This is a genomic window from Virgibacillus sp. Bac330, from assembly GCF_003667845.1.
GTDB classification, from domain to species: Bacteria; Bacillota; Bacilli; order Bacillales; family Amphibacillaceae; genus Virgibacillus; species Virgibacillus chiguensis.
Map to the genome: position 1 here is coordinate 3,722,987 of NZ_CP033048.1, position 20,647 is coordinate 3,743,633.

18 protein-coding genes are annotated in these 20,647 nt (G+C 36.9%); 9 read left to right on the top strand and 9 right to left on the bottom strand.

Annotated features, from left to right (window positions below; translation table 11 throughout):
• Nucleotides 1-824 precede the first annotated feature (824 nt).
• A complete protein-coding gene (locus D9780_RS17280; RefSeq protein ID WP_121640981.1) occupies nt 825-2,435 on the top strand; it encodes an IS1182 family transposase in 1,611 nt (536 codons plus the stop codon).
• A gap of 169 nt (nt 2,436-2,604) precedes the next feature.
• Here the strand turns inward: D9780_RS17280 and D9780_RS17285 are convergent, their stop codons facing one another.
• From D9780_RS17285 to sdaAB (D9780_RS17305), 5 genes are all read right to left on the bottom strand, one after another.
• Nucleotides 2,605-3,774: an MFS transporter gene (locus D9780_RS17285; RefSeq protein WP_121640982.1), complete on the bottom strand. Its 1,170-nt coding sequence runs from the start codon at nt 3,772-3,774 to the stop codon at nt 2,605-2,607.
• A 308-nt stretch (nt 3,775-4,082) separates the two neighbouring features.
• Nucleotides 4,083-5,414, bottom strand: coding sequence for a 6-phospho-alpha-glucosidase (locus D9780_RS17290; protein ID WP_116279298.1), 1,332 nt, complete (start codon nt 5,412-5,414; stop codon nt 4,083-4,085).
• A gap of 584 nt (nt 5,415-5,998) precedes the next feature.
• Nucleotides 5,999-7,327 (bottom strand): aromatic amino acid transport family protein, encoded by a 1,329-nt coding sequence (locus D9780_RS17295; protein WP_121640983.1) that lies wholly within the window; start codon nt 7,325-7,327, stop codon nt 5,999-6,001.
• A gap of 208 nt (nt 7,328-7,535) precedes the next feature.
• On the bottom strand, nt 7,536-8,417 hold the full coding sequence (sdaAA, locus tag D9780_RS17300; protein WP_121640984.1) for an L-serine ammonia-lyase, iron-sulfur-dependent, subunit alpha: 882 nt from the start codon (nt 8,415-8,417) through the stop codon (nt 7,536-7,538).
• Between the two features lie 24 nt (nt 8,418-8,441).
• Nucleotides 8,442-9,134 carry an L-serine ammonia-lyase, iron-sulfur-dependent subunit beta gene (gene sdaAB / locus D9780_RS17305; RefSeq protein WP_371413670.1) on the bottom strand — a complete coding sequence of 231 codons (693 nt, stop codon included), beginning with the start codon at nt 9,132-9,134 and terminating at the stop codon, nt 8,442-8,444.
• A 927-nt stretch (nt 9,135-10,061) separates the two neighbouring features.
• Between sdaAB (D9780_RS17305) and D9780_RS17310 the strand changes: the two genes are divergently transcribed.
• The 8 genes from D9780_RS17310 (at nt 10,062) to D9780_RS17340 (ending at nt 17,049) form a co-directional block, all read left to right on the top strand.
• Nucleotides 10,062-10,736 carry a helix-turn-helix transcriptional regulator gene (locus D9780_RS17310; RefSeq protein ID WP_073008250.1) on the top strand — a complete coding sequence of 225 codons (675 nt, stop codon included), beginning with the start codon at nt 10,062-10,064 and terminating at the stop codon, nt 10,734-10,736.
• An 814-nt stretch (nt 10,737-11,550) separates the two neighbouring features.
• Nucleotides 11,551-12,213, top strand: a complete 663-nt coding sequence (sdaAB, locus tag D9780_RS17315; protein WP_121640985.1) for an L-serine ammonia-lyase, iron-sulfur-dependent subunit beta — start codon at nt 11,551-11,553, stop codon at nt 12,211-12,213.
• A gap of 80 nt (nt 12,214-12,293) precedes the next feature.
• Nucleotides 12,294-13,178 (top strand): L-serine ammonia-lyase, iron-sulfur-dependent, subunit alpha, encoded by an 885-nt coding sequence (sdaAA, locus tag D9780_RS17320; protein ID WP_121640986.1) that lies wholly within the window; start codon nt 12,294-12,296, stop codon nt 13,176-13,178.
• 366 nt (nt 13,179-13,544) lie between these two features.
• Nucleotides 13,545-14,282, top strand: a complete 738-nt coding sequence (locus tag D9780_RS17325) for an HlyD family secretion protein (protein ID WP_121640987.1) — start codon at nt 13,545-13,547, stop codon at nt 14,280-14,282.
• Nucleotides 14,283-14,299: 17 nt separating this feature from the next.
• Nucleotides 14,300-14,845 carry an ABC transporter ATP-binding protein gene (locus D9780_RS17330; protein WP_371413671.1) on the top strand — a complete coding sequence of 182 codons (546 nt, stop codon included), beginning with the start codon at nt 14,300-14,302 and terminating at the stop codon, nt 14,843-14,845.
• A gap of 16 nt (nt 14,846-14,861) precedes the next feature.
• On the top strand, nt 14,862-15,062 hold the full coding sequence (locus D9780_RS21710; protein WP_371413672.1) for an ATP-binding cassette domain-containing protein: 201 nt from the start codon (nt 14,862-14,864) through the stop codon (nt 15,060-15,062).
• Complete coding sequence (locus D9780_RS17335) at nt 15,055-16,203, top strand: ABC transporter permease (protein ID WP_121640988.1); 1,149 nt, start codon at nt 15,055-15,057, stop codon at nt 16,201-16,203. Before D9780_RS21710 ends, D9780_RS17335 begins: the two co-directional genes overlap by 8 nt.
• A 171-nt stretch (nt 16,204-16,374) precedes the next feature.
• Nucleotides 16,375-17,049 (top strand): TetR/AcrR family transcriptional regulator, encoded by a 675-nt coding sequence (locus D9780_RS17340; RefSeq protein WP_121640989.1) that lies wholly within the window; start codon nt 16,375-16,377, stop codon nt 17,047-17,049.
• Nucleotides 17,050-17,256: 207 nt separating this feature from the next.
• Here the strand turns inward: D9780_RS17340 and D9780_RS17345 are convergent, their stop codons facing one another.
• The 4 genes from D9780_RS17345 to D9780_RS17360 form a co-directional block, all read right to left on the bottom strand.
• Nucleotides 17,257-17,865, bottom strand: coding sequence for a hypothetical protein (locus tag D9780_RS17345; RefSeq protein WP_121640990.1), 609 nt, complete (start codon nt 17,863-17,865; stop codon nt 17,257-17,259).
• Nucleotides 17,866-17,925: 60 nt separating this feature from the next.
• Nucleotides 17,926-18,240 (bottom strand): PTS sugar transporter subunit IIA, encoded by a 315-nt coding sequence (locus D9780_RS17350; protein ID WP_073008281.1) that lies wholly within the window; start codon nt 18,238-18,240, stop codon nt 17,926-17,928.
• A gap of 3 nt (nt 18,241-18,243) precedes the next feature.
• The gene (locus D9780_RS17355; RefSeq protein WP_077701844.1) at nt 18,244-18,549 is read right to left on the bottom strand and encodes a PTS sugar transporter subunit IIB; all 306 of its coding nucleotides are present in this window, start codon (nt 18,547-18,549) and stop codon (nt 18,244-18,246) included.
• Nucleotides 18,550-18,640: 91 nt separating this feature from the next.
• Nucleotides 18,641-20,596, bottom strand: coding sequence for a BglG family transcription antiterminator (locus D9780_RS17360; protein ID WP_121640991.1), 1,956 nt, complete (start codon nt 20,594-20,596; stop codon nt 18,641-18,643).
• Nucleotides 20,597-20,647: the final 51 nt, after the last annotated feature.

Genomic DNA, 20,647 nt, shown 5'->3' on the forward strand with positions numbered 1-20,647 from the left:
GAGCGAATACGCGCGGGAGCGGGCGAATTGCTCGCTTGCTTGAGCGAAATACGCGCGGGGACGGGCGAATTGACGGCTTGCAGGAGCGAAATACGTGCGGGGGCGTGCGCATTGCCGGCTTGCAGGAGCGAAATACGTGCGGGGGTGAGCGAATTGCAGACTTGCATGAGCGAATACGCGTGGGGACGTGCGAATTACCGACTTGCTTGAGCGAATACGCGTGGGGGCGAGCGAATTGACGGCTTGCTTGAGCGAAATACGCGCGGGGGCGTGCGCATTGCCGGCTTGCAGGAGCTAAATACGCGCGGGGAGCGAATTGCCGGCTTGCTTGAGCGAAATACGTGCGGGGGCGTGCGCATTGCCGGCTTGCAGGAGCGAAATACGTGCGGGGGCGTGCGCATTGCAAACTTGCAGGAGCGAAATACGTGCGGGGACGGGCGAATTGCAAACTTGCAGGAGCGAAATACGCGCGAGGACGGGCGAATTGCAAACTTGCAGGAGCGAAATACGCGCGGGAGCGGGCGAATTACCGACTTGCTTGAGCGAATACGCGCGGGGGCGGGCGAATTGCTCGCTTGCTTGAGCGAAATACGCGCGGGAGCGGGCGAATTGCAAACTTGCTTGAGCGAAATACGCGCGGGAGCGGGCGAATTGCAAACTTGTTTGAGCGAAATACGCGCGGGGGCGTGCGAATTGACGACGAACTCGAGCGACTTAAAAAAGCGGGGCTGTTGCACAATCAAGTAATTGATTGTGTAACAGCTTTTTTGTGTATACACAAAAAAACAGACCACAAAGGGCCTGTTCTCATGTATTATTAATTTATGACCAATAAACAAATAACACAAACCCAGTATACGCAAACTGCAGCAAATTATCAATTATATTTACCGATGGATGTAGAAGAAATGATTCCTATGGATGATTCGGTCCGGCTCCACTGCCTCTTATGTGAAAGGATGGATTATAGAGAACTACTACAGGCATACGCTTCCAAAGGGAGAAAACCAGCAGTCGATCCAGTCATTCTATTTAAGGTCATTACCTACGCAGCCTCGCAAAAAATCTACTCTTCCCGAGGGATAGAAAAAGCATGTCGTCGGGATATCAATTTCCGTTGGCTTCTTCAAGGGTATGCAGCTCCTGATCATTCTACTATCAGTCGTTTCAAGCAAAAATATCTGACCGATACGGTGATGGAACAGCTCTTCTTTCAACAAGTCGTGTGGCTTTATCAACAAGAAGCGATTACCGGTGAAACCATCTATATCGATGGCACCAAAATCGAAGCGTATGCCAACCGATATTCTTTCGTATGGAAAAAGGCAATCACCAAACATGAAGCCAAGATGTATACCAAATGGCAAGCCCTGCTGGAACAGATTAATACAACATACTGTCAGATTTTCACCAGTCCTTACGAGACTTTTTTAGAAGATTTGAAAAAAGTGCTTGTTTTCCTGGAGAAAGTAAAAGCGAAAGAAAACATCACGTTCGTTTATGGAAAAGGGAAAAGAAAAACGGTCCTTCAACGTTATCATGAACAAGTAAAGGAAATGCTTCAACGTAAAGAACACTACGATACTTCCAATCAGATTATGGGAGAGAAACGAAACAGTTATTCTAAAACAGACCATAATGCCACGTTTATGCGAATGAAAGATGATCATATGAGGAATGGTCAACTCAAACCAGCTTATAATGTCCAAGCTGCCGTGGATGCGGAATTTATCGTTGGGATCAATGCGTTTTCCGATCGAAACGACACAACAACATTGATTCCAATGCTTCAATACGTAAAGGAACATCTTCCCTTTACCTATCGCAACATCGTCGCAGATTCTGGATATGAAAGCGAAGAAAATTACGTATATTTAAAGAAGCAAAAACAGACGGCCTATATCAAGCCGCAAAATCATGAACGCAAGAAAAAAGCTTCTTTCAAAAAGGACATCAGACACCGAGAAAACATGGCTTATGATAAAAGCACAGATACCTATACCTGTGCCAATAACCAGCAGCTGCATGCCATTAGAAACTACACGCGAACCTCGCAGACTGGCTATCAATCTAAGGTAACCGTCTACGAATGTGAAGATTGTACAGGTTGTCCGCTCAAAGAAAAATGTACAAAAGCGAAAGGGAATCGCCAACTGCATGTAGCCAAGGAATTTCTGGCATACCGGGAAACAGCGCAAGAAAATATTCTAACAGAAACAGGCACACTGTACCGTATGAATCGTTCCATTCAAGTGGAAGGAACGTTCGGCGTACTGAAGGAAGATTATCATTTGAAGAAATTTCGTACGCGAGGAATAGGTAATGTACGAAACGAACTTTTAATCCTGGCATTTGGTTATAACCTCAATAAAATACATACGAAAATTCAAGCTAATCGCCTAAACCTCTATTATCATCCATTAAAGACAGCTTAAAAAAATAAAAATAGGCGAGGCTTATTTAAGTGCGTCAAAAACCGATTAAATTTCCCTTTATCACCATAAATAAAATAATGCATCTTAAAACGAGCAATCTCATATATAAAAAGGAGCTGTCAGCAAATGCATAATATGCATTTTGCGACAGCTCCGCTTTTTACTGCTCTTATTTATATATTGCTTTATGTTTTCTTGTGACTGCAGTCTTGGACATTGAAATTAATATTGTAATGATAGAAAAGCTAATTAGCACTCCGCCTGCAAAGGCATTTTGTTCCACGTGAGCTTGTTCAATGACAATACTGCCGATAAAAGAACCAAACGCAATTCCAAAATGTAAGGCAGAATTATTTAAGCTCTGCTGAATATCTGCTGTTGCAGGAGCCGATTCAATTAAATAACTTTGCAATGCTGGGGTGATCGCCCAACTCATCATCCCCCATATAATCATCACAATAATGAATATCGGCCATATAGACGTTGTAAGTGGAAGGATAAATATAGATGCAGCAAAAAGAATTAATGTTGTAAGCATGGTTCGCTTTGTACCAAAACGGTCAGATATCGTTCCACCTATGCCTCCACCACTAACAGCTGCAATGCCAAACACAAAATAAATTACGCTAAGCCAACTACCACTAATCCCCATTGTTTCTTTTACAAATGGAGTGAAATAAGCATAGAGTATTGTATGTCCAGCCATAAATAAGAAAGTAGTTGAGTGCGCTAAAAATATTTTACTTTCTTTTAATGAGTTAATTTGTTCTTTTATCGGTACTTGCGGTTTAGGCTGTACTTTGTCCATGAAGAAATAAACACCGACCATGGACAGCAACGTTAATAAGACAATGAATAAAAATGGAGCACGCCAACCAAATGTATTGCCCAGTACCAACCCGATTGGTACACCTAGAACGATTGAACCGCTAATTCCCATTGATACAAAACCAATGGCACGTCCACGGTGCTTCTCACTACCAATGTTAGCAGCGATCGTTAAACAGAGAATAATTAATAGCGATCCACTTGCTGCTGAAAGCATTCGACCAACAAATAACATGCTATATACAGAGCTAAACGCAACAACTAAGTTACTTAAAGAAAAAAGCAGTAAGAAAAATAGCATAAGTCGCTTTCGCTCAAATTTTGCGGTGACAATCATTAGAATTGGTGCTGTAATGGCAAATACAAGTGAAAATATCGTAATTAACAACCCCGCTTTACCAAGACTGACATTCAAATCTGCTGCCACTAAATCTAATATGCCCCCGATGATTAATTCTACCATTCCAACTACAAATGATACGATAGTGAGTAAATATACACGTTTATCCATAAGATGACGCCTTTCTAAGAAATTGAAAAGAAAATATTTTGTTAGCAAAACTTAGCTTATCGCCACATCTTTATGGGGGAAGCTGTATTTTTTCTTATACTATAAACCATAGAAAATCAAGTTTTCCTATAGTACAAGTATAAACGCGCTGTCATCCCCAATTTTAAGCAAAAACTGGAAGGACGAAGCGCGACCTATGTTTCACAAAAACAAAATTATTTTCTTGTTGTAAATGAAAGTTCTCTTTCATCTATCCTATAATATTATAACAGATAGCTAGCTAAATTCTACCATAATAGCATTCATTTTTAATGAAGTTCAGGCCAATATTGCTTATTTGCTTCCATTAAATCATCAAGCAATTGCTTTGCTACTGTTGCACTTGGAACGGTTTGTGACAAAGTTAAAGCTTGCCATAGCTTTTGGTATGACTGATCGATCCATGCTTCTACTACTAACTTTTCAACAGCTACCTGCTGCTCCATAAGTCCTTTTTGGAAGGTAGGTATTTCTCCCATTGCTAACGGCTCATAACCATCTTTGCCGACAATACAAGGTATTTCCACCATAGCATCATCAGGGAAATTTTTAATAGCGCCTTTATTTTCAACAATAATTAACATACGTTCTTGTGTATTAAATGCTAACGCCGTTGCTAAATCAACAATAAACTCAGCATGTATGCCAATTTCAAGACTCGTGCCTTTGGAATGACCATTTTTTTCAATTTCCGCACAAGCTGTGAACACTTCCGTCTCTCTGCCGTCGATTACTTCATTGGCTCGTGTATAGCTTGGATCTGTATGTTCTACCACATAATCCGGGTAGAGGTAATATTTTAAATACGTATTTGGAATGGTCGTAGGTTCGACAGCAACTAAATGCTTCGCAAATAGATTTGTCTCAAACCAACTATCTTTATTTTCCGTTGCCATTCCTTCTTCCCCATTAATAAAACCATATTGCTTCATATGTTCAATTAACGCTGGAAGTAATTCTTTTCCGGTTTTATCTTTTATAGAAGTATACCACCCGAAATGATTAAGACCGTAATAGCGAATATCTAAATCTTTACGAGAAGGAACACCAACAATATCAGCAATGCCATGTTCCATTCCGATTGGCATATCACAAATATTAATGACCCTTGAATTTGGTCGTAGTCTCCGAGTCGCTTCTGCCACAATAGAAGCCGGATTCGAATAGTTTAACATCCAACAATGCGGAGAATATTTTTCCATATAATCAATGTTTTCAATTACCCCGCCAATAGAACGCATGCCATATGCTATTCCACCTGGTCCGCATGTTTCCTGTCCTACACAACCGTATTTTAATGGTATTTTCTCATCCAATTCACGCATAGGTAATTGACCTACACGTATGTGCGCTAAACAAAAATCCACATCGGTATACGCTTCTTCAGGATCTGTTGTCGCCACATATTCAATCGTTGGGTCTTTTTCTTTAATTAAAATCTCGCATGCTTTAGCAACCTTATTTTGCCTTGCTTCATCATTATCATATAGCTTAATTTTGCGTAAAGGAAGGCGATCTAGGTTGTCCAACAGCATTAGAATAATTTCTGGCGTATACGTACTCCCTCCACCTGCAATAACGACAGATAATTTGTTTTTCATGCAACGTCCCCACTTTCATAAAGTATATCGCATAAGCTTATGTACTTTAGATGAAAAGGAAGTTCCGTTCACTCATGAATTGTCCTAGACTTAAAGTACCGGTGCTTGGTTGCATCTTTAGCATATCAATAACGTATCACCCACTCAATTAAACTTTTTCCGCTTACTTAGGAAACAAACTAGCTGTACTAATCTTCCACAAGTGTCAATTAAACAAGAGCCAAAACCTCAATAAATGAATACCATTGTCCTTTTTCTCTATTTTAATGGAGAAAACACCATCCAAAGAGCATCGTACTTTGAAAAAGTGATTTATAATGATGAAGAGTAACTTCATCCAATGCAACTGCACATAACTTAATTATCACTTTCTCAACCTTAGGCAATTTTTATCACTACTTCCATTAAAAGAGGTGAGAACATAAAAATTGTAAAACTATTATTAAGTGATAAATCTAGTCGAGCGACAGTAAAAAAACCTTATTCAATTAAGAATAAGGTCAAGACGTTTGGACTTATTTTTTTCAAACCGTTTGGGACAGATAAACTCCCCCTCCTGACTATCTAATAAAAAGTCTCGTAGATTAAAAGAATGCTTTAATACTTGATAGAACTACTAGTATACCCACAATAATGACAAATGCGTTGGTAATATAATGTTTTCTGTATTTAGCTAGTGCAGGCACTTTATAAATTGCATACATTGGTAATAAGAATAATATCAACGCAATTAGTGGTGCATTAATCATATCGATAAGATCAAGAATACTTGGGTTCGCATAAGCAACTAGCCAGCATGTCACAATCATAAAACCAACAATGATATTCTTTACTCTTTTACTATTTATATCTTTTCCACGGGATTTAAAGGCTTGCACAATAATGTCCTCTAGCCCTTCATATGCACCTACGTAATGGCCAAGAAACGATTTTGTAATAGCAATAAAAGCAATGATAGGAGCTGCATAGGCAAATAACGGCATACTGTATTTATTAGCAAGAAACGAAAGTATTGGTAAGTTTTGTTCTTTGGCAATTTCCAATTCACTAGTAGTGACACTTAAAACAGAACTGAATACAAAGAACAACACAACTGAAATCGTTATGATATAACAAACTTTTTGTATTTTAGCACACTTCTGGTCTACATTTTCTATTCCATAACTTTCCCGTTGCTTAATAACAAAAGTAGATATCATAGGAGAATGGTTAAACGAAAATACGATAATTGGTAGGATAAACCAAGTCATTCCTAAAACATCTGTAAAACCTACACCTCCATTTGCAGATGCAAAATTACCAGCTAAACTTAAATTTGATAAATCCCATTGGGGAATTAAGTATAAAGATAAAAACACCAAGGCTGCTATAAATGGATATACAATCCAGCTCATTACTTTTACAGTGACATCATGACCAAAGTTCACCATAAAAATTAGACCAAGAACCAAAATAAGCGATAGGATAATTCTTGATGGCGCCTGCATATTCAATTGGTGCTCCATGAAACTTCCTGCAGTATTCGTTAACGAAACTGCATACATAAGTAAGATGGCATAGATCGAAAAGAAATAGATGATATCAAAAACCGTACTAGCTTTTTTTCCGAAATATTCCCTCACTGTAGCAGTAATCCCGCCAGCAGCAGATTCGGAAGAGTAGATCATTTTAGCCATTGCCCGATGTGAAAAGTACATGACAGGAAATGCCAGTACCGTAATTAAAAGTAAAGATAATATCCCCCCTGCCCCAGCATTAATTGGTAAGAAGAGTACCCCTGCCCCAATTGCTGTTCCAAAAAGACTCATTGCCCAAGTGGTATCTTGCATATGCCATTTATTAGGATTTTTATATTGTTTAACATCTTCTGTAGTTTTTTCAACTTCCTGTACTTTAGCCACAGTTTGACCCATTTTAATTTCCTCCTTGTGAGGTATAAATTTTAATTATTGTTCATAATTTCACAATTTGTTAGAAATAAATGTTTTATTTATAATGTAGTTCTCGCCCAAAAAGGTCACTTCATCATTTTAATATATTGATTTATCAATTGTGGTTTTACTTCACTTGCTTTTTGGATAATCTTTTTGGGCGCTAACCTACTCAAATGAAGGATAAAACTTATTCTTCTTTTCCAAGAACTTTATTTCTAATAGCAATTCCTGTCGGCGTGTCTGCAACCCCACCTAATCCAGTTTCCCTTAATTCCCGTGGCATCTGTCTACCCACTTTATACATTGCCTCAACTGCTTCATCAGCATTTATTAAATTTTCTACACCAGCCAATGCTAAATCTGCTGCCACTAATGCATTAGCCGTTCCAACGGCATTCCTTTTTACACAAGGAACCTCTACTAAACCTGCGACTGGATCACAAACTAAACCAAGTAAATTTTGTAGAGCGGTCGAGAAAGCGTGCGCTGATTGCTCTGGTGTCCCTCCTGCAGCTTCTACTGCCGCTGCAGCCGCCATTGCGGAGGCACTACCTACTTCTGCTTGACACCCTCCTAAAGCTCCTGCAATGCACGCATTATTTGCTACAATCATGCCAAATAATGATGAAGTAAACAGAAAATGAATCTGTTCTTCACGACTTAACTGTAATGTTTCTTTAATAGTAAATAGCACACCTGGTGTGGTACCACTTGCCCCAGCGGTTGGCGTAGCGCAAATAACCCCCATAGCTGCGTTCACTTCATTTGTACCTATAGCATTCTGGACACCGTTCATCATTATATCACCAGAAAGCGTTTTCCCGTTAGCACGATATTTTTTTATTTTTACCGCTTCTCCTCCAGTTAACCCTGTCAGGGAAAATACGCCATCGCCTTCAGTGCTTTTATTCACAGCATTTTCCATCGTTTTTAAATTCTTTTCCATCTTACTCCAAGTTTCATCAAAAGTAGATCTCATTACTTCCATTTCCTGCTCTATTGCTAATGTATAAATGGGTACTTGTCTTTCATTTGCAGCATCTACTATTTCTTTAATGGACATATACATACCTGTTTCACCCCCTAGTAATAATTAAAGTATAATGACATTAGCTGTCTCACTGAGTTTTTCTAATTCTTTCCGAGCATCACTACTTAATTGTGAATCCAAATCGAATTGGTATAAGTATTTTCCGTCTTTCTCCAAACTGGTAGAGTTATTAATGTCCACGTCGTGTTTTTTAAATATTCTGTGCAATTCAAGTTCCAGATTGTCGCTTCCCGAAATTGCTATCATGATCGGTAATGAACCTTCGAGTTGTAAGGTAAATCCATCGATTTCAATATGTTTCACTTTAATCAATCCGCCACCAACTGAAATGCCCATTGTTCGAATATATCGGCTATCATCCTCGAGGTAAATATCAGCAGTATTGGGATGTCCAGCAGGGCTATCTCCTGACTTTTCTAAAAAAGTAATATCAATACCTTTAGATTCTGCTATTTTAATAGCCTCTAGCACCCTGCTATCATCAGCCTCAAAACCTAATATACCAGAAATAATCGCTAAATCTGTTCCGTGTCCTTTATGCGTTTCTGCAAAAGATTCGTAATACTTTACTACCACTTTTTTTGGAAGTTTTTTAAATAATTTATTTGCAATCAATCCCATTGCTAAAGCGCCTGCCGTATGTGAACTTGAGGGTCCTATCATAACTGGTCCAATCACATCAAAACAACTTTTGTAACTGACATTCTTTTTTTCTCTCATCGTTACTACGCTCATGACCAATCCTCCCTTGAATTTAATTAATTTCACAGAATAATCTTGAGATAACATTTATTAAAATGAAAACGCATTTAAATCCGGTTAAATTTTATTTGAAAATGCTTCTAATGTGGTCAAAGCGAATAGTTTACTAAATATTTTAAATTTTATAACAATATGAAGTTAAACCACTTGTTAGACTAGAAAAATAATAAAAGCAATAATTCTAAAACTGTAGTAATTACTTTCTTTATTACGGATAGCAAGAACTACATATAACAAAACCGCTTTCAAAATACGTCAAATAATCGATAAGAATACCGTTTCTAGTTTGTTATTTCTATTTTAGATTTCACCTCCTAATATTATTTTGAAATGATGCAAGAACAAGTTACCTAGTCTTTTTTTAAATAGCGCACGACTGTTCTGATAAAAAATTTCTAGCATAATAATTTATTATTACAAATTAAGAATATCACATGCAATATAAAGCGTCAACATATAATAATAAAATATTTTTATAACAAAAATTTATTATTATTATATTGGATTGTCTTTAAAATCTGTTATAATTATCTGTATAAAAAAGCGTTCCATTCCACCAATTTTTTAAATGAAGAATGTTTATTATCTTCTTGTTTAGCAGTTGAAATCCGAGATGTTCCATTGCAAAACTTGTTCGTCTAGCATAATTTGTTTAATAAGTTTAGAAAGATGTTTTAGCCGATTGTGAATTAAATAACAATGAATAACAAGGAAAAATGAATGGGATAAATGAAGAATGGGCATTTATTAAAGAACGAACAACCCTTTTTGAACTCTTTTTATCATCAGTAGTTGTGATACATTCATGATGATAAACATAAACAATTCGCGCTTAAATTTATCTTAAAAATGCATAACCAATCATTCAAAAAAAGAGTTATAAAAAGGAGGAGTACCGATTTGGATGATCAACTTTTTCGACACTATAAAAATATAATGAATTATTTTGGTGAAATTTGTGGTTCTAATTATGAATTCGTATTACATGTTTTAGATTCTGATGGAGGTTCTCACATTGGTCACATCATCCATGGCGAATTAAGTGGAAGATCATTAAATAGCCCCTTAACGAACTATGCAAAAAAATTAATTGAGGACAAAGTATATTTAAAGAAAGATTTTGTTGTAAATTATGTTGGAGAAGGGCCAAAGGGTAAGAAATTTCGTTCGTCTACCATGTTTATCAAAGACCATAACGGTCAATTACAAGGTCTTTTATGTATAAACTTTGATGCAGATGCCTATCGGAAAGTCGCAAAGGATTTATTACATTTAGCTAACCTAAGCTGGGATATAGAGTATATAGACAAACAAACCGAACAGGAACAATCCGTTGAAAAACTGACCGAAAATATTCACAACATTATTTATACACAAGTAGACAAAGATATATTAGAATCGGGTGCCCAATTATCAACTGAACAAAAAAAACTCGTTATTTCCAAATTAAAGGAACATGGTGTATTTGATATTAAAGGTACGGTAATGGACGTTGCTAAAGTCATGGGAATGTCTGAATCAAGTGTTTACCGTTATCTACGAATCGTATCGCTTAACGAAAATAACAATAATTGAAATATTGGGTTGCTAAACGCAGATATGTACAGTGGTAATATCCAGAAAACAAATGGAATAGATAAGATTGTCTAAAAGTTGCCTTCTGTGGTACGATGGGAGGCCAGGTTTAAAAGTTACTATGTTAAGTGCAGACAAAGCTCCTGACTATCATTTTTAGGTAGCGATAAAGAATCCTTCACATATAGACGCCCAATAAATGCACCTTGCTTACTCTTTTTTGTGGCAGGATTCCATGCATGATGGAGTTTTTTTGGCTCAGAGCCCATTTAAGAAACTTTAAAATGAAACGTATACGCGAATTAGTTGACATTAATGGGTAACGATAAGATCAACTAGATTTTCTGGAATCATGTTCGTTACTAACATACTTGACGCGAATAAAACCGCCATTTATGAAGCACGAAGCACGAAGCCATGAACAAAGGTGCAAACATCTGTATACAGCGTTGCGAATGGAACGAATTAACGGGAAAAGGAATCATGCCATGAAAACAGGGAAATGATGCCGTTAGCCGTCAAGCTCATTTTTAGTCGGCGTGCCTCTTAGGGGCAATGATGACGTATCGTAAAGCGTTTTCGTGAAGTCACCTAGTTGGTAGGCAATGACGCAAGACGTGTTAGTAGTTTTTTTCCGAACCACTAGCACCTGATTTTATACTTCTTATCTTTCTAAAAACGTAATTTATCTTATCGGGGAAAGCTTCTTATTTCTCCGATAATCCTGTCAAGATATATTTATCTACAACGTCAGTAAAATCCATAACCCATTTCTAGGAATACTTCAAACAATTTTTTAAGGTGGTGACCACATATGAAATACAATTCTGTGTTCGATATTATTGGTCCTGTTATGATAGGACCATCCAGTTCCCATACTGCTGGTGCAGCGCGAATTGGTAAAGCAGCTAGAAATTTATTAGGGTCTGAACCGAACTGGGCCAAAATACATTTATATGAATCATTTGCTAAAACGCATAAAGGGCATGGCACAGATTTCGCTTTAGTGGGAGGGTTGCTTGGCTTTGAAACAGATGACCCACGTATGAATCAATCATTAGAAATAGTAAAAGAACGCAATTTTTCCATTGATTTTATTGAAGATACAGCAGCTGTAGACCACCCTAATACAGCCCGATTAATTGTTGGTAATGATCAAAACCAAGTCGAGTTAGTCGGCATATCCATTGGTGGTGGCAAAGTCGAAATTACGGAATTAAATGGTTTTAAGCTACGTTTATCTGGCAACCATCCTGCGCTGTTAATCATGCATAATGACCGCTTTGGCGCGATCGCTTCCGTAACAACCATTTTAGCCAAACATGAAATAAACATTGGTCACATGGAAGTAAATCGAAAGGATGTTGGTGATGCTGCGTTAATGGTTATTGAAGTCGATCAAAATATCAAAGATACGCTTTTGAATGAATTACGCCAAGCACCACATATTACTAATGTTTGTACAATTATTAGTTAATTTAAGACGAAATATTTAAAAATCAGGCGATATAATGCTTATTTTATATTATAGCCTGTAAAACAGAAAGGAGTTTGTCTATGTTTCGAACAGTAGCCGAACTGGTGGAAATCGCCGAAAAAGAAAATATATTACTATCAGAAGTAATGATCCAACAAGAAATGGATGTTAAAGAACAAACGCGTGAAGAAGTAATCGCAAGTATGGAAAAAAATCTTGAAGTCATGGAAAATGCCATTGAAGAAAGTTTACAAGGCGTGAAATCTGTTACTGGCTTAACAGGGGGAGACGCCGTCCTAATTCAAAATTATATGAAAGAGAAAACACCACTATCCGGTCATCTGCTTTTAGATGGGGTAAGTAAGGCCATGGGAACAAACGAAGTAAATGCTGCCATGGGAACGATTTGTGCAACCCCAACTGCAGGGAGCGCCGGGTGTGTTCCAGGAACGTTATTTGCAGTTAAAAACCAATTACACCCTACTCGCGAGCAAATGATTCGCTATTTATTTACTGCCGGTGCATTTGGCTTTGTCGTAGCAAATAATGCATTTATCTCAGGAGCAGCTGGTGGTTGCCAAGCAGAAGTAGGATCAGCTGGCGCTATGGCTTCAGCAGCTATTGTGGAAATGGCTGGAGGAACACCTCAGCAATCTGCAGAAGCATTTGCCATGACTTTAAAAAACATGCTGGGGCTCGTCTGTGATCCTGTAGCAGGCCTTGTTGAAGTTCCTTGTGTAAAACGAAATGCTGGCGGCTCCGCACTTGCAATTGTATCTGCAGACATGGCATTAGCAGGTGTTACAAGTAGAATTCCTTGTGATGAAGTGATTGGAGCTATGTATCGAATTGGAAAAACAATGCCTTCTGCGTTACGAGAAACAGGAGAAGGCGGACTTGCCGATACTCCAACAGGACGCTGGTTGAAGGAAAGAATATTTGGCGCTACTAATGCAGGGCTGTAACAACGAGCTAGATTTTTAAAACACTTGACTTATGGTGACTCCCAACTCGCATACCTTATAAACCAGCAGACTTTCGCAAACTTGCCGACGAAAATTTTTGTCATATTATACATTTAACTCATTTCAAGCTAGATAAACTTGGCTTACTATAGTGAAAAATCTTGCAATGGTATACACAAATCTCTTTTTCTGTCTTCGAACAGGAAAAGAGATTTTTTATACGTACAAATCATTCACTTCCATATTACAATCTTTTTTTCATTTTCATTATTCTAAAGTTTCTTTGCTAAGCCCTTTACGTATTCCATCATTTCACGTATTATATATGTAAGTAATTACTAACAAACATTTTGGGAGGTGCTTTTAATGAGGGCATTAATTGTTTTTTCGCCAGTTATACTATTTATTTTATTTGGCTGCTCTTCAACGGACAATGACAGTACCACTTATTCAGGAACTGTAGAAGGTCATAAACAATTCATACAAGCGGAAACTACTGCACTAGTCGATAGCATTGATATTGACGAAGGGGAACATGTCAGTAAAAATGATTCTTTGCTCACGCTGGATATGGAGAAACTAAATCTGAAAATCGCAGAAGCAAAGTACGCTATTGAAATTGCCGAAGCAGAAAAAACAGAGGCTGAAGCTTCCGGACGTGAAGAATTAATACAACAAGCGAACGAGGCTGTAAAACAGGCTAAAATAAAAGAAGAATTATTATCCTTAGAAAAAGAAAGATCCAACATCAAATCTCCCATTAGAGGAAGAATTCAAGATGTCTATATTTCAGAAGGCGAGTTGGCAAACGCTGGAGAAAACCTTTTATCTATCATTGATCCCTCTATAAAAGAAGTAATTGTCTACATTGCTGAGAAAGACCTTAATAAATTGGAACACAACCAAAGTGTAGAGTTGACAACCAATGCTTATTTAGATAAAACCTTTACAGGAAAAGTGAAAAATATTGCAACAGAAGCTCAATTTACACCTAATAACATTCAAACTAAAGAAGAAACAGCTAAGCGTGTATTTGCAATTACGATAGACATATCCGCAGAAAACGAGCTAAAACCAGGTATGACAGTTTACGTGGAACTTTAACTAAAGGAGGTATGACATTGTTAGCCATTGAAACAAAACAATTAACGAAACAGTTTGGTAACATACTCGCAGTAAACAAAGTTAATTTGCAAATTAACAAAGGGCATATATACGGGTTTTTAGGTCCAAACGGTTCGGGCAAGTCGACGATGATTCGAATGCTATGTGGTGTTTTAAAACCGACATCAGGAAAGGGTACTGTAGTAAGCCATGATATAAAAACAGAATCAGAACGTATTAAGCAAAAGATTGGCTATATGTCGCAAAAATTCAGTTTATACGAAGAATTAACAATGAAAGAGAATTTAGACTTTTATGCCGGGGTTTATGGGCTTACCGGCAAGGAAAGTAAAGCGAGACAAGAAGAAGTAATTACGGTAACAGGGCTATCTGGACGCTTAAATCAACGCGCTAGCAATTTGTCAGGTGGTTGGAAACAGCGATTAGCTCTTAGTTGCGCCCTCCTACACAAACCAGAATTATTAGTTTTAGATGAACCAACAGCAGGTGTTGATCCAGGGGTCGCGGAAAATTTTTTGGGACATTATAACCGACTTATCTAAAGATGGGATTACAGTCTTGGTAACCACACATTATATGGATGAAGCAGAATTGTGTACAGAAATTGGTTTTATCTTTTATGGCACCATTCTCGTCTCCGGGACACCTCAAGAATTAAAAACAGAGCATAACGTCCACCATTTAGATGACTTATTTATAAAATTAGTGAAAGAACAACAAGAAAAAACACTTCTTAACGGAGGCTTAACCTATGCCTAAACGTTTTTCCTCCATCTCGCTAGGCCGCTATATTTCTATTGTCAAAAAAGAAATCATTCAAATCAAAAAAGATCCAGCAAGCCTAGCAATCGCTTTAGTCTTGCCTGTCATGCTCTTATTCTTATTAGGATATGCGGTAAGTTCAGAAGTCGAAAATATGGACATCGCGATTTGGGATCAAAATAAAACGCAAGAAAGTAGAAATCTGATTCAACAGTATGGGAATAGTCATTATTTTACGACATCATACCATGTAACATCATACGAGGAAGTTGATCATTTACTGGACAATGGTAAAATTGGTATGGCAATTGTTATTCCACCGAATTTTTCCAAGCAAATCCCCATTCAGGAAGCATCTATCCAACTATTAATTGATGGTTCCGATCCAAATATCGCTAACACAGCGTTAAAGAATGCTCGTTTAATCTCACAACACACATCTTTAGTCATTCAAAAAAAACAACTTAACAACCAAGGAGTTCAAGAAATAAGCCAACCAATAAAAGAGGAAAGCCGTGTTTTTTACAATCCTGACATGGATATGATGAAGTTTAATATCCCTGGGTTAATCGGCTTAATTATGCAAGAGGTCATTTTAATTCTTACCGCCTTTTCTTTAGTTAGGGAGAAAGAAAGAGGGACGATGGAACAACTTATTGTCACTCCTATTAAACCTCGTGAATTAATTTTAGGAAAACTAACGCCCTATACGGTTATTGGGTTTATCTCTTTTTTATTTGTGTTAATATCCGGCGTTTTATGGTTCGGAGCCCCTATTCAAGGAAGTATCCCTTTATTAATTTTACTAAGCATCTTGTTTCTCATTACGACGTTAGCCATGGGTATCCTCGTTTCAACCATAGCAAAAAATCAATTACAAGCAATGCAAATAGCGTTTGCTATTATTTTACCTAGCGTTATTATTTCAGGATTTGTCTTTCCAAGAGAACCTATGCCCTTTATTATTCAAGCTATGGGTGGCTTCATTCCACTTACTTATTTTCTAGAAATATTACGCGGGATATTTTTAAAAGGTATTGGCATAGAAGAACTATGGAAACAAACTTTGATTCTGCTAACTTTTACTGTCATACTATGTATAGCAACTACACTGAGTTTTAAAAAACGGCTAAAATAAAGCAAAGTTCTCATTTTATCATGATGGTGAGCAACCCAAGGGTATGACTCTAAACAAATTGGAAAATGAGGTGCTGTATCTTCCCTTAGACTTTTATCCATTTCCCAGCTTTCAATTCTTGATGGGATAGGTCTTACAGCACCTTTATCCGGAAGAAATGGAGGTGAAAATATGGATAAGCAAAATGATACAGACGAATTGCAGCAAGTAATCGAAAACTTTACAAATACCATGAGAGAAGAGAAGCAATTATCACAAAGCCAATTAAAAATTCTTAACGCCGCAAAAAATTTATTTTCCGAAAAAGGCTATGAAAACAGCTCTACTTCTGAAATAGCTAAATTAGCTGGTGTAGCTGAAATCACATTATTTCGCAACTTTAAATCCAAAAAGAATTTATTACATCAATTATTAGCTCCTTTAATTATACAGGTTAGTTCGCCCTCCATTCTTAAAGAAGTTATAACGCAATTTAATACTACAAATGTTAATACAGAAGAAATATTAGAAGCTTTAATGAAAGATAGACTTGATTTATTAGAAAAAAATGATGGTGTACTTAAAGTTTTGATTAGAGAATGTTTAAATAATGAGCAAGTTCGCCAATCTGTAATCCATAACATCACAAAGCCAGCTCAACATGAAGCACTCCATTTTGTCAATCATCGAATTAGGAAGGAAGAATTTAGAGATGTAAATAGCCAAGCAGTCGTTGACCTACTATTCTACATCATGTTTGGCTATATTATCAGTCATCATGTGCTCCAACTAGATGGATTTACAAATGACAAAGAAATTATGATCCAAACAATTATCGATTTATTTCTGCACGGTATTAAAAAATAGGCTGCACCCCTACTTAGAGATGCAGCCTTTTTCACGCTCTAGCATAATATGGTTTGCAGCTGTGGATAAACTTACTAAGCTAATTAGCCACGTCCAGCTTCATCGCCCATCGTCCACATACCCCTGTTTTAGTGGCATGATTCCTAAAACTTTAGTTCCTTCGTTCCACTCGCTGCGTTACTAAACGGGCGACTCGAGCCTTTGCTCTTAAAACTGGTCTGGGCTATAAACAAATGCATTTGGCACTGCATTTTTTGGATCATACGTCTCCAAAATTTTACCGTAACGCTCACGATAATCATTGTCTACTTTCATTTGTGGGATAACCTTGGTTCCTTCTTCAAAGAAATGTTTGGAACCGCGTCCCATTTCTTTTCCTCGTTTTGTATGCTTATCCAATGCTACGTCCATAATTTCTGGTTTTTGCCCCATTGCAAAACCTTTAATTATAATATTTTTTAAAAAGTCACTCGATCTATCTTTCGTGCTTTCACATAAAATACGGATGGCATGAATAAAGTACATCGGCTGGTCACCATCACTGTATGGGAAATTTTTACGCATTTCATTTAAGTTTTGCACATGAATAGCAGCATCCAAGTTACCAAATCCAATATCTTCTACAGAAATAGTTAATAATCTTCTCCACATTCTATCAAGTAATTGCGGGGAGCTAATATATAATTCATAAGCATATGCACAAGCTTCTTCCACCATCGCTCTGCGGATAGATTTTTGTAAAGATGAAACAACTTCATCCACCTGTAAATTATTTCTTGTTTTCGTTTCCGCCCAGATATTATACGTTTCATTCATGTCTATTTATCTCCTTCATTATATAATCTACTATTCTTATCCTTTTAATAGGATTTTAGCTTATTTTGCCTGATGAATTTCCATTAATTCTTGCACTAATATTTTTATCGTTTCTGCATTCATAAGCTGGTCTTCTGCATGCACAAGTAGTAATGTTACTTGTGGCTCCAACTCTTTCATTTCATCAGATAATGCAGAGGCATGTACATGATGCGCCTCAGCAAATACATCGGAACCTTCTTGTAACTTTTTTTGCGCTTCTTCTACATTACCTTTTTTCGCATCTTCTAAAGCCATTAAATAATTCGATTTAGCAAGCCCTGCACAGGTAATAATTTTCATTGCTATTTCTGATAATCGCTCTACCTTGGACATAAATTATGCTTTCCCTTCCTCATGCATTTTGAAAGCTTGTTTCAAAGCCTCTTCACCATTCGCCATGGCATAAGTTCGTGGCTCCACAGCAGCAACCGGAATGCCTAAAGTTGCTTTAATAGAGTCAACCGCATAGATAATTTGTGGGCCTACTAAACAAATATCCCATTTTCCTTTTTCTTCGTTAATGGCATTATTTGATCTCGCTTCTACGACTACATCCAAATTTTGTGCAGCTGCAGCCTTTTTCATTTTATCTACTAAAATCGAGCTGGACATTCCAGCATTACATACTAATAATATATTCATTTCGTTCTCTCCTCTTTTAGAAAAACGTAAAGCTTATGGCAACAGCTTTCGTTTTTCCTCTACAGTAATTTAGTACAAAATTATTACAAAGCTACTCTATATAATGTTTGTTAAAAAACGATGTCGATAAGGCGATAATCTTCTCTAAAAATGCTTCTTTTCCATCTGCATCTAATAAACTGGCAATGGAATCCTGATCTAAAGCTAATTGCTGCATAAAGTGAAACAACGTGCTTACGTCATCATCCATTTTATTTTCAATGGCTAGCAAAAACACCAATCTAATTTTTTCTCCTTTATGCAAAAGAGGTTTTTTCAGCACCGCTACATGAACGGTTGTTTTATTGGCGAATGAAGACAATGGGTGTGGGATCATAAAATGTTTTCCAATTGTTGTTGGATAATTTTCCTCACGTTGGATAACATCCTTTACATACCCTTCCATATCCGTGATGCGGTGATGTCGTTTTAATTTCTGCGCCATAGTTTTAATTAATTCCTCAAACGTGAGCTGATCTTCCTCATAGATGTCAACAAATTCTTCGCTGAACATGCGCAATATCAGCTTTTCATATCGATTACTATTTTTAATTTTGTGTATTTTATTCGTAAGTGAATAATAATCACTGCGCTCAGGAATGCGCTCAATAACATGACAAGGGATAGCTTGATTAAGGTTTAAAATATTCGTCGTAATGATTAAATCCACTTGATGATTTTCCACATAGCTGTCTAATGCAATTAATGGCATGCATGCAACTACCTCCACGTGGTTCCTGAAATTGCTAGTGAGCCAATTTTGAATAATATCATTAATTCCCATGCTCGTATCGCTAATCACAATCGTCTTCAAACGGTTATTATTTTTTCGTAAAAATATTTCAATATAGATCGCAATATAAGAGATTTCATCATCTGCTAAATACTTCTCTTGATAACGATATACAATATGAACAATTAACATCGCTACTTCATACGAAAACGGATACCGTTTTTTTATATCATTTATGATTGGATTGGATAGTTCATAATTCGTATCTAAACGGCGGAGCATATATTCCATATGCACTTTCAGATTTTCCATCGTTTCTACGCTTTCCTTTAGATCGATACTATATTTATCCAATACTTCTCTACGAAATTCATTTAAAATGGTTAGTGCTGTTATACTAATATTTTCTTCTAGCGAACTTGAACTTGTTGGAATTTTAAGCGACCAGAAAAACCGATTAAGACTCGTTTTATCTTTTTCCTTGATATCGATGCCTGATTCCAATAATTCCTGTAATAAGGAACTAACATTACCGTTAAAATAGGACTGTACATCAGACTTTATTGTAAATCCAAATCGATTCCTTAACACCGTAAGATAAATAGCGCCAACCATCATTTCAAACGACTTATCATCTATAACGAGCTTCTGAGAGGCTAAATAATTTTTCATTTTAATTGTTAATAAATCAAACTCTTTTTGATCAAGGTGACCATCTACTAACAGGTTGACATCGGATAAATAATCGGGCTTGTCCGATAAAATAAGCTCCTTTAAAATTTTAAACAACAAATATCTAATTTCTTCTTCTGAGACAGAAAAATGAATTTGATTATGCTGGATTTCCATTGGCTGTATTTTATACTTCGTTTCCAAGAGTTGTCTTATTTTGCTTAAGTCCTTAAAAATCGTTTGTTCGGACACGTAGAGCTCATCCGCTAATTGAAAGCAATCCTGCTCTTTTAAAAACAGCACCTTCCCTAAAATAACATATAAACGTTGTTCCTGATTTTGAAATCCTTGACGTTGTATGTTGGTGGTAGGATTCATAAAAGCTGTTAAAGTCTGTATATATGCCGGCAAAAGATAATAGCCTTTTTTATTCGAAGACAAAATGCGCAACGATTCATGAATTAGTGTTTTATTGATGGAGGCAATATCGTTTCTTACGGTTCTTGTGGACACATTTAATTTATCAGCTAATTTCGCGCCAAAAATACCATTTGGATTTTTTAAAATTAACTCAATAATTTCCTTTTGTCGTTCCGTAAACATCGATATCACCTACTTATTATCTTTATTTTACTAAGGTTTCCTAATGACACG

Coding starts and splice junctions, on each gene's coding strand:
- D9780_RS17280 (WP_121640981.1), top strand. CDS start 825: ATGACCAATAAACAAATAACACAAACCCAGTATACGCAAACTGCAGCA.
- D9780_RS17285 (WP_121640982.1), bottom strand. CDS start 3,774: ATGGATAAACGTGTATATTTACTCACTATCGTATCATTTGTAGTTGGA.
- D9780_RS17290 (WP_116279298.1), bottom strand. CDS start 5,414: ATGAAAAACAAATTATCTGTCGTTATTGCAGGTGGAGGGAGTACGTAT.
- D9780_RS17295 (WP_121640983.1), bottom strand. CDS start 7,327: ATGGGTCAAACTGTGGCTAAAGTACAGGAAGTTGAAAAAACTACAGAA.
- sdaAA (WP_121640984.1), bottom strand. CDS start 8,417: ATGTATATGTCCATTAAAGAAATAGTAGATGCTGCAAATGAAAGACAA.
- sdaAB (WP_371413670.1), bottom strand. CDS start 9,134: ATGAGCGTAGTAACGATGAGAGAAAAAAAGAATGTCAGTTACAAAAGT.
- sdaAB (WP_121640985.1), top strand. CDS start 11,551: ATGAAATACAATTCTGTGTTCGATATTATTGGTCCTGTTATGATAGGA.
- sdaAA (WP_121640986.1), top strand. CDS start 12,294: ATGTTTCGAACAGTAGCCGAACTGGTGGAAATCGCCGAAAAAGAAAAT.
- D9780_RS17325 (WP_121640987.1), top strand. CDS start 13,545: ATGAGGGCATTAATTGTTTTTTCGCCAGTTATACTATTTATTTTATTT.
- D9780_RS17335 (WP_121640988.1), top strand. CDS start 15,055: ATGCCTAAACGTTTTTCCTCCATCTCGCTAGGCCGCTATATTTCTATT.
- D9780_RS17340 (WP_121640989.1), top strand. CDS start 16,375: ATGGATAAGCAAAATGATACAGACGAATTGCAGCAAGTAATCGAAAAC.
- D9780_RS17345 (WP_121640990.1), bottom strand. CDS start 17,865: ATGAATGAAACGTATAATATCTGGGCGGAAACGAAAACAAGAAATAAT.
- D9780_RS17350 (WP_073008281.1), bottom strand. CDS start 18,240: ATGTCCAAGGTAGAGCGATTATCAGAAATAGCAATGAAAATTATTACC.
- D9780_RS17355 (WP_077701844.1), bottom strand. CDS start 18,549: ATGAATATATTATTAGTATGTAATGCTGGAATGTCCAGCTCGATTTTA.
- D9780_RS17360 (WP_121640991.1), bottom strand. CDS start 20,596: ATGTTTACGGAACGACAAAAGGAAATTATTGAGTTAATTTTAAAAAAT.